9 protein-coding genes and 1 pseudogene are annotated in these 8,881 nt (G+C 65.9%); all 10 read right to left on the bottom strand.

What is annotated here, in order from left to right:
* Nucleotides 1-750: sodium:solute symporter family transporter (locus AC1DWT_RS47370; protein WP_477925918.1), on the bottom strand; the 750-nt coding region annotated here is incomplete at its 3' end.
* On the bottom strand, nt 747-947 hold the full coding sequence (locus AC1DWT_RS47365) for a DUF3311 domain-containing protein (protein WP_241031809.1): 201 nt from the start codon (nt 945-947) through the stop codon (nt 747-749). The genes AC1DWT_RS47365 and AC1DWT_RS47370, both read right to left, overlap by 4 nt.
* A 233-nt stretch (nt 948-1,180) precedes the next feature.
* Complete coding sequence (locus AC1DWT_RS47360) at nt 1,181-1,420, bottom strand: hypothetical protein (RefSeq protein WP_477925917.1); 240 nt, start codon at nt 1,418-1,420, stop codon at nt 1,181-1,183.
* Between the two features lie 43 nt (nt 1,421-1,463).
* Entirely contained in the window at nt 1,464-2,570 is a 1,107-nt protein-coding gene (locus AC1DWT_RS47355; protein ID WP_477925916.1) for an enoyl-CoA hydratase/isomerase family protein, read from the bottom strand.
* Nucleotides 2,563-4,110 carry a CoA-acylating methylmalonate-semialdehyde dehydrogenase gene (locus AC1DWT_RS47350; RefSeq protein WP_477925915.1) on the bottom strand — a complete coding sequence of 516 codons (1,548 nt, stop codon included), beginning with the start codon at nt 4,108-4,110 and terminating at the stop codon, nt 2,563-2,565. Before AC1DWT_RS47350 ends, AC1DWT_RS47355 begins: the two co-directional genes overlap by 8 nt.
* A 25-nt stretch (nt 4,111-4,135) precedes the next feature.
* Nucleotides 4,136-5,296 carry an iron-containing alcohol dehydrogenase gene (locus AC1DWT_RS47345; protein ID WP_242323815.1) on the bottom strand — a complete coding sequence of 387 codons (1,161 nt, stop codon included), beginning with the start codon at nt 5,294-5,296 and terminating at the stop codon, nt 4,136-4,138.
* A gap of 17 nt (nt 5,297-5,313) precedes the next feature.
* The gene (locus AC1DWT_RS47340) at nt 5,314-6,126 is read right to left on the bottom strand and encodes an enoyl-CoA hydratase (protein WP_477925919.1); all 813 of its coding nucleotides are present in this window, start codon (nt 6,124-6,126) and stop codon (nt 5,314-5,316) included.
* A gap of 59 nt (nt 6,127-6,185) precedes the next feature.
* On the bottom strand, nt 6,186-7,169 hold the full coding sequence (locus tag AC1DWT_RS47335; protein ID WP_477925914.1) for an NADPH:quinone oxidoreductase family protein: 984 nt from the start codon (nt 7,167-7,169) through the stop codon (nt 6,186-6,188).
* 44 nt (nt 7,170-7,213) lie between these two features.
* Nucleotides 7,214-8,500: a crotonyl-CoA carboxylase/reductase gene (gene ccrA / locus AC1DWT_RS47330; RefSeq protein WP_477925913.1), complete on the bottom strand. Its 1,287-nt coding sequence runs from the start codon at nt 8,498-8,500 to the stop codon at nt 7,214-7,216.
* A 161-nt stretch (nt 8,501-8,661) separates the two neighbouring features.
* Nucleotides 8,662-8,881, bottom strand: a pseudogene (locus tag AC1DWT_RS47325) (enoyl-CoA hydratase/isomerase family protein); the annotation flags it as partial.

The following is an 8,881-nucleotide window of genomic DNA, read 5'->3' as shown; positions in this document are numbered from 1 at the left end:
GGCGTTGACGCTGATCGTCGCCGCTTCCGGGTCGGGGGAGTTGGTGCGTTCGGCGATTGCGGCGCCGGCGTCGGCGAAGATCTGCCCGAAGCCGCCGAGTTTGATCGGGATGACGATGACGGCGACGATGACCACGATGTAGGTCAGCCCGTCCTTGAGGAACGCGATCAGTGCCGGCGCGCGTATACCCGAGGAGTAGGTGTATGCCGCGAGGACTCCGAACGCGATGAACAGGGGGAGGTCGCGCACGATCCAGCTGGCGGTCGGGCCCGCTTGGATACCCATGGATGCGAAGACGACCTCGAGGCCGACGAGCTGCAGTGCGAGGTAGGGCAGGGTGGCCAGCAGTCCGGTGAGGGTGATCGCCAGGCCGAGGGCTTGTGATTTGAAGCGGTCGTTGACGAAGTCGGTCAGCGTCACATAGCCCTTCTCGTGGGCCAGCCGAACTAGACGGGGCAGGAATAGGAAGCCCAGCGAGTAGAGGACGACCGCGTTGGGCACCGCGTAGAAGCCGAAGGCGCCGATGCTGAAGATCGCTGCGGGTACAGCGATCAAGGTGTAGGCGGAGTACAGGTCTCCGCCGAGAAGAAACCAGGTGATGAATCCGCCGAAGCCGCGGCCGCCGAGGGCCCATTCGTCGAGTTGGTGTTCGTTCTTGGCTCGGCGCCATCGGCTGGCGACGAAGCCCATTCCGGTAACCAGTACGAACAGGACCATGAACACACCGAAGGTGACGCCGTTGAAGGTCATTGTGCGTCCCTGATTTCAGGTTCGTTGCGGAAGGCGATGTAGTAGGTGGCGCCACATCCGCAGGCGGCGGCGATCGCCATGGTCATCTGGAACCAGTAGAAGAATGGCAATCCGCCGAGGGTTGGTTCGGTGTGCTGATACAGCGGAACGGACAGTGCGAGCGCGACCGGTGTGGCTACGAGGATCGTGCAGATCACGCGTTTGGTCCATGACAAGGTCGGTCGAGGGTTGTCCGGAGGGGTGCTGGGCGGAGGCGCAGGAATCATTTTTATAATCCTAAATCTCTCGAAGTATTGGTTGTGAGAATCAGATCACATCGACGGTCGCTGGGACAACGCCCAAGTTCTCGACACCGAATATGCCCAACAAATGATCGAAAATATGGTGGGACAACCACATTCGGTGTCGCGGTTCCCGCGAAGTTGGGGAGTCACGATCGCGGAATGTCGTCGTCGACGTAGCAGGACAACGGGCGCGCCCACACGCAGCACAGCACCCCACCGGCGAGCAGGGAAGCGCCGCACATCAAGGCCACCGCGCGGAGAGTGAGGTCGAGGGCTGGCCAGTGTCCGGAGGTGGGATCCTCCACTCGGACGAGGACAAGCGTCAGAACGCCGGCCAGGACGAGTCCCGCACCAGCGGCAACCACGTGGATCACTCTGGGAGACATCGCCGCATCCCCCAGAGCACGCATCCCGCGGCGTCCCAGCAGGCTACGGTAGACGGTGCCATACGCTCGACCCACCGGCGTCGAACCCGCCGAACAGCGATTCTCCCCAAACGGGGGATCGATCCTTGTCGACCAAACCCGCACGGACGCCTTCGACGAAGTCGGGGGTGCGGGCGAGATGGGTGGCGACGTCCAGCTCCATCTTCAAACAGCGCCGCAGGTTCCGTTGTTTGCCCGCGGTCAACACCGCGAACGTCACCTCCAAGCTCTGCGGGGAGGCCGAATCGAGTACCGCGAGAGTTTCCCGTGACCATGAGCTGTGATGATCACGCAGGCGGGAGTGGATCTCGGACACGCTCGGTGCGCTGAAGCACCAATCGATCTCGCATCGGTGTTCGGCCAACCGGCTGGTGGCAGTCGGGGCTGCGGGAGGCAGTGAGCGCAGCACCTCATCGACCGGCGTCTGCGGGTTTTCCTCCAGCGCTGACACCACGAAGGCCACGTCGGTAACCCGGTGCGTGGCCAGCCCGGTGTACACGGCATCGGCAGCATCGAGACGGTAGCCCGTCAACCCGAGGTACATCCCGAGCGCACCCGGAAGTCGGGACAGGAAATAGCTACCGCCGACATCCGGGAAGAACCCAATCGCGGTTTCGGGCATCGCCAGCACCGCCTTGTCGCTGACGACACGGAACGCACCATGCACGGACAATCCCATTCCGCCGCCCATGCAGACCCCGTCGATCAGTGAGACCAAGGGGGTTGTGAGTTCCGCGATCCGGGCGTTGAGGCGGTACTCGGAGGCGAAGAAGTCGTCGCTGTCGCCGTATACACCGGCGACAGTGTTCTGGCGGATCTGACGTATGTCACCACCGGCGCAGAACGCCTTCGGGCTCGAACTCTCCAGAACCACAGCGGTCCCCGGATTCTCTTCCCACTCGTCGAGGGCGCGATGGAGCTGAGCGATCATCGATGTGGTCAGCGCGTTCAACGCCTTCGGGCGATTGAGAACGATTCGAGCGACCGGACCCTGGTGGTGGAACCGGATCTCGTCGCCGTCGTCGGGGACGATGGTGCTTTGCTCGGGCTGAACTGTGGTGCGCTCATGCGTGAGGGTGTATCCGCACCGCCCGAATCGGACCTCACTCATGGGTGGGCATGGAGAAGTCGGTGCGGGTCTGGGTGTCGTTGGGCCAGCGGGTGGTGGCGGTCTTGTTGCGGGTGTAGAACCGCACGCCTTCGGGTCCGTGGATGTGGTGGTCACCGAAAAGGGACCGTTTCCAGCCGCCGAAGGAGTGGAAGGCCATCGGCACCGGGATCGGGACGTTGATGCCGACCATGCCGGCCTTGACCTGGTGGAGGTAGGTGCGGGCGGTGTTGCCGTCGGCGGTGAAGATGGCGGTGCCGTTACCGAATTCATGATCGTTGACCAACTGGAGGGCCTTCTCGAAGGATTCGGCGCGCACGATGGACAGGACCGGTCCGAAGATCTCCTCGAGGTAGATCCGCATGGTCGGGGTGACGTCGTCGAAGAGGGTGCCGCCGAGGAAGAACCCCTCCGCCCCAGTTGCCGGGATGTTCTGCCGTCCGTCGACGACGAGTTCGGCGCCTTCCTCGACGCCGAGGTCGATGTAGGAGGCGACCTTGTCGCGGTGCACCCCGGTCACCAGCGGGCCCATCTCCACGTCGGGGTCGGTACCGGGGCCGACCTTCAGATCGGCGAGAGCGGCGACGAGACGATCGCGCAGGGCGTTGGCGGTGTCCTCGCCGACCGGGACGGCGACAGAGATGGCCATGCACCGCTCTCCGGCGGAGCCGTAGGCGGCGCCCATGAGGGCGGAGACGGCCTGGTCGAGGTCGGCGTCGGGCATGATCACCATGTGGTTCTTCGCGCCGCCGAGGGCCTGGACGCGCTTGCCCTGCGCGGAGGCGGTGGTGTGGATGTACTCCGCGATCGGGGTGGAGCCGACGAAGCTGATCGCCTCGACATGATCGTGGGTCAGGAGGGCGTCGACCGCGACCTTGTCGCCGTGCACGACGTTGAACACCCCGTCCGGCAGGCCGGCCTTGGTCAGCAGCTTCGCGAGTTCGACGCTGAGGGTGGGGTCCTTCTCCGACGGCTTCATCACGAACGTGTTCCCGCAGGCGAGGGCGACGGGGAACATCCACATCGGGACCATCGCGGGGAAGTTGAACGGGGAGATGCCGGCGACGACGCCGAGGGGCTGGCGGAAGGTGACTCCGTCGACGGCGCGGCCGACGTTTTCGGAGAACTCGCCCTTGAGTTGCTGTGGGATTCCGCAGGCGAATTCGACGACCTCGAGGCCGCGGGTCACTTCACCGTTGGCGTCGGAGTGCACTTTGCCGTGCTCGGCGGTGATGATGGCGGCGAGCCGGTCTGAGTGCTGTTCGACGAGGTCGCGGAATCGGAACAGGATGCGGGCCCGGATGTGCGCGGGAGTGGCCGACCAGGCGGGGAAGGACGCGGCCGCCGCGGCGACCGCGGCATCGACATCGGCGGTGGTGGCCATCGCGACCTTGCCGGTGATCTGCCCGGTGGCGGGGTTGTAGACGTCGGCGCGGGTTGCGGCGGCGCGGGCGTCGATGTGGCCGGCGATGTAGTGGTCGATGTCGACGGGCGCAGCGGAGGTGGCGGTGCCGGTCGCCGGGGTGGGAATGGTGGCAGTCATGTGAAGGGTTCTCCTGAAGAGGTTTTCAGCCGTAGATCTGGGCGTAGAGGTCGCGGATCTCGGCATCGGTCGGGACCAGCGGGTTGTTGGTCGGTGACCCGGAGCCCAGGGCCTGTTCGGCCATGAGCGGGATCAGTTCGTCCCAGCGGGCCTTGTCGATGCCGTATGCCTTGGGCGTGGGCACAGCCACGTCGCGGCACAACTCGCGCAGCGCGTCGACGAGGTTGTTCGCGGCGGTGGTGTTGTCGTCGCCGGTGGTGGCGACTCCGAGGGCGCGGGCGCAGTCGGCGTACCGGGATTCCGCGGCGCGGACCGAGAACGCCGTGACAGCGGGGAAGAGCATGGCATTCGATAGTCCGTGAGCGACGTGGAAGTGGGCGCCGATCGGCCGGCTCATCCCGTGCACCAGGGCGACGGAGGAGTTGGAGAACGCGATCCCGGCTTGGGTTGCGGCGAGCATCATCTGCTCACGGGCCTCGGCGTCGGAGCCGTCGGTGTAGGCGCGGCGCAGGACCCGGCCGATGGTGCCGATCGCGGTCAGCGCGAGGCTGTCGGCGAAGGGGTTCGCCTTCTTGCTGACGTACGCCTCGATGGCATGGGTGAGGGCGTCGACGCCGGTGTCGGCGGTCAGCCGCGGCGGCATCGACACGGTCAGCTCGTAGTCGATGACCGCGGCGATCGGCAGGAACGCCAGGCCAGGGCAAAGCATCTTCTCGTCGGAGACGCTGTCGGTGATGACGGTGAACTGGGTTGCCTCCGAGCCGCTTCCGGCGGTGGTGGGGACGGCGATGACCGGCAGGGCCGGCCCGGTGTTGTTGCGGGGGGCCTTGTAGTCGCGCATCTGCCCGCCCTGGCGGCCGAGGATTCCCAGGGCCTTGGCGGTGTCCATCGGGCTGCCGCCGCCGAACCCGATGACCGAGTCGCAGTCGTGCTCGGCGATCGCGGCCAGTCCGGCGTCGAGGGAGTCGGTCGTCGGATCCGGGACGGTGTCGGCGAACAGGCGCGGCGACAGACCGGTGGACTCGAGGGTCTTGATCATCTGTTCCGCGGCGCCGGTGCCGACGAGGAACGAATCGGTGACCACCAGCGGGCGGGTGAGCCCGAGGCTCGAGACCACCTCGCCGATCTCGGCGACGGCGCCGCCGCCGATCCGCATGATCCGCGGGAGTGCGATTGGTGAAGCCATGTGCAGATCTCGCTTTCTCAACGGTTGGTGAAGTGTGGCTTGCGCTTGTCGAGGAAGGCGGTCATGCCTTCGGTCTGGCCGTCGGTGGCGAAGGCGGCGTGGAACAGGCGACGCTCGAACCGCAGGCCCTCTGCCAGGGGGGTCTCGAAGGCGGAGTTCACGGCCTCTTTGGCCATCAGGACCGAGGGTCGGGAGAATCCGGCGATCTGCTGCGCGATGGCGATTGCCTCGTCGATGAGGGTGTCGGCGGGGACGATGCGGGCGACGAGGCCGATCTTCTCCGCTTCCTCGGCGTCGATGGTGCGGCCGGTCAGGACCATGTCCATGGCCTTGGACTTGCCGACCGCCCGGGTCAGGCGTTGGGTGCCGCCGGCGCCGGGAAGGATCCCGATGGTGATTTCGGGCTGGCCGAATTTGGCGGTGTCCGCGGCGATGATCAGGTCGCAGCTCATTGCGAGTTCGGCGCCGCCGCCGAGGGCGTATCCGGCGACCGCGGCGATGATGGGCTTACGGGTGGTCGAGGCGCGTTCCCAGCTGGCGGTGATGAAGTCTTCGAGGTAGACGTCGGTGAACGATTTCGGCTGCATCTCGGCGATATCGGCGCCCGCCGCGAAGGCCTTGGCGCTGCCGGTCAATACAACGGCACCGATGCTGTCGTCGGCCTCGGTGGCATCGAGCGCGTGGGTCAGTTCGATGGTGAGAGCATCACATAGGGCGTTGAGCGCTTTCGGGCGGTCGAGCGTGATCAGCGCTACCTGACCGCGGCGTTCGACGCGGAGGTGTTCGTACTCGCCCCAGTTGCCGTCGAACGACGGGGCTTCTTCGACCATGGAGGTCATATGCCGCACTCCTGTTTCTTCTTGGTTTCTGCGATGGGTGACGGACGACGTCAGACGGTGATGACTGTCTTTCCTTGGGTGCGTCCGTGGGCGAGCTGCTCGAGGGCTGTGGGTACATCTTCGAGGCCTAATCGGGCGGTGACCAGCGGATCGATCAGGCCGGCGGCGGCCATCTCGAAGATGGCTGCTTGGGCGATGTGTACGAGGTCCGGTCGGTGTTTGCGGTACAACGACCAGTGCAGGCCGGTGATGGTGTAGTTCTTCACTAACGCATGGTTGAGGTGCGGACGTGGAATGTAGCCGCTGGCGAATCCGATGACCACGATGCGTCCTTCGAAGGCAATGTATTTCGTTGCCTGCTCGTAGGCCTTGCCGCCGACCGAGTCGAAGACGATGTCGGCGCCGTCCGGTGCGGCGGCCTTCACCTGTTCGATCACGTCGCCGTCGGATCGGTCGATGACCACGTCGGCTCCGAGACGGGAGGCGGTGGCGGCTTTGTCTGCACCGGACACGATCGCAATCACGGTCGCGCCTGCCGCTCGGGCGACCTGCACGGCCGCCGAGCCGACACCACCCGCAGCGGCGGTGATCACGATGGTGTCACCGGACTTGATCGACGCCCGTCGGTGCAGGCCCAGCCAAGCGGTCAGATAGGTCAGATTCAAGGTTGCCGCGACACTGTCGTCGATGGCGCGGGGAACGATGTAGACCTCGTCCGCGTTCAGCAGGGCAACGTCGGCGAAGCCGCCATGAGGCAGGATCGGCTGGCCGACGACCCGCGAGGCGAGCAACATGGGGTCGACTCCGCCACCGATGTCGTCCACCCAGCCGCACACCTCGAGGCCCGGGGTGAACGGCGGGTCCGGCTTCTGTTGATATTCGCCCCGGCACAGCAGAACGTCGGCGAAGTTGCACGAGGTGGCGGCCACTCGAAGCCGCACCTGCCCGTGGCCGGGGGTGGGTACGGTTGCCGCTTCCAGACGGAGGACGGACGAGGGCTCACCGTACTGACGGACTTTCCATGCTCGGGACATTTTGTGCACCTTTGCTTGTGGTTCTGCTGTGCCGTTGCGGGTAGTCAGGCTCGGCGACCCTCGTCGGGGGTTGTGGCACCGATGAGGTGGACCGTGTTGCCGAAGACCTCCTCGCCGCGGCCCATCTGGGCGTGGGCGAGCGGAATGTCGGCCATGGGCAGGACGCGGCCGACGACCGGGTCGATCTTCCCGTCGACGACCAGCTGGTTGTAGGCGATCGCCTGGGCGTCGTTGGTGCCGTGCGAGCCCTGCAGTCGCTTCTGGCGGGTCCAGTGGTATCGCAGGTCCACCATGGCGTCGAAGCCGGTGGTTCCGGCGCAGATGGCGACCATGCCGCCCGGTTGGCACACGAAGATGCTGGTCGGAATGGTTGAGGCGCCGGGGTGCTCGAACACGATCGCCGGGTCTTCTCGGTTGCCGGCGATTTCCCAGATCTTCTTGCCGAACGCGCGGGCGCTGGCGGTCCACATCTTCTGGCCTTTGGCGTCGTCGACCAACGGCGGGATTCCCCAGTGATCGAATTCGCGGCGGTTGATGTAGCCGATGGCCCCGTACTTCATCGCGTAGGAGCCGCGTTCGTCGTCCGATACCACGGCAACCGCCCGGCCGCCGGCTTCGCGGACGAGCTGGCAGGCCTGGGTTCCGAGTCCGCCGGAGCCACCCCACACCAACACCAGGTCGCCCTCGGTGACGGTGTTGCCCTGCCAGCCGTGCAGCATCCGGTAGGCGGTCGTGCCGACCAGGGTGGGTGCAGCCGCTTCGGCCCAGCTCAGGTGTGCCGCTTTGGGGAGTATTTGGTGTGCTTGAGCGCGGGCGAACTGCCCGAACGAGCCGTAGTTGGTGTCGTAGCCCCAGATCTTCGCACTGGGTGCGATCATCTGGTCGCGTCCGGAGGTGATCCACGGGTCGTCCTCGTCCCACACTCCCGGATGGACGACGACCTCGTCGCCGATGCTGATGCCGCTGACCCCTTCACCGACGGCGTAGACGATGCCCGAGGCGTCCGACCCGCCGACGTGGAAGTCCTCGGTCTCGCCCCGTCGCTGCCGGGTCGCGACCTGATCTACCGGGTAGCCGCGGGCTGCCCAGACGTTGTTGTAGTTGACGCCGGCCGCCATCACGGCGATCAGCACTTCACCGGTACCGAGCTGCGGGGTGTCGACGACCTCGTGGACGAACGCGGTGGCGGGATCGCCGTACCGCTCCGGGCGCACGACCTGCGCGTGCATGCTCTTGGGAACCACGCCGAGTGGGGGCAGCGTTCCCGGCTCCACCGCGTCGGTGGTTGGGTCGGCAACGGACTGGCGCTCCATCAGTTCGGTCACGATCATCTCCTATATATTCATATTCGTAGAATCATCAAACTATTGATCGGGTGCTATCCCCCCCCGACCCCCCGGCCCCTTCAATCGGAGAGGCGCGTCGGCGGGGATCAGATTTCGGACACCGGTTGCGTGAGAAGAGAGTTCTCGCGCAACCGGCGCCGGAACTGTTACTGCTCGACGGCGCCGTACCGTTCGTCCCGCCACGCCAGGGCGGCCCCGAGTCCCTTGGACGCGACGAGCTCGGTGAACTCGGCACGCTCGGGAGTTTCGGCCGAGTTCAACACCGCGGCGATATCGAGATTCGACTCGACCGCGCTGGTCAGCCCCATCGCGTCGTAGGCACGGGTGATGGCCCGCTTGGTGTACCGGAGGATCGACAGGGGAGTG

The sequence above is a fragment of the Rhodococcus sp. P4_B6 genome (assembly GCF_056402215.1).
Note: the sequence above shows the minus strand (reverse complement) of the source record. Positions and strands in the feature narration are given on the sequence as shown.

Excerpts from the sequence above, each read along its gene's own strand:
- AC1DWT_RS47360 (WP_477925917.1), bottom strand. The coding sequence starts at position 1,420 with ATGTCTCCCAGAGTGATCCACGTGGTTGCCGCTGGTGCGGGACTCGTC.
- AC1DWT_RS47355 (WP_477925916.1), bottom strand. The coding sequence starts at position 2,570 with ATGAGTGAGGTCCGATTCGGGCGGTGCGGATACACCCTCACGCATGAG.
- AC1DWT_RS47350 (WP_477925915.1), bottom strand. The coding sequence starts at position 4,110 with ATGACTGCCACCATTCCCACCCCGGCGACCGGCACCGCCACCTCCGCT.
- AC1DWT_RS47345 (WP_242323815.1), bottom strand. The coding sequence starts at position 5,296 with ATGGCTTCACCAATCGCACTCCCGCGGATCATGCGGATCGGCGGCGGC.
- AC1DWT_RS47340 (WP_477925919.1), bottom strand. The coding sequence starts at position 6,126 with ATGGTCGAAGAAGCCCCGTCGTTCGACGGCAACTGGGGCGAGTACGAA.
- AC1DWT_RS47335 (WP_477925914.1), bottom strand. The coding sequence starts at position 7,169 with ATGTCCCGAGCATGGAAAGTCCGTCAGTACGGTGAGCCCTCGTCCGTC.
- ccrA (WP_477925913.1), bottom strand. The coding sequence starts at position 8,500 with ATGATCGTGACCGAACTGATGGAGCGCCAGTCCGTTGCCGACCCAACC.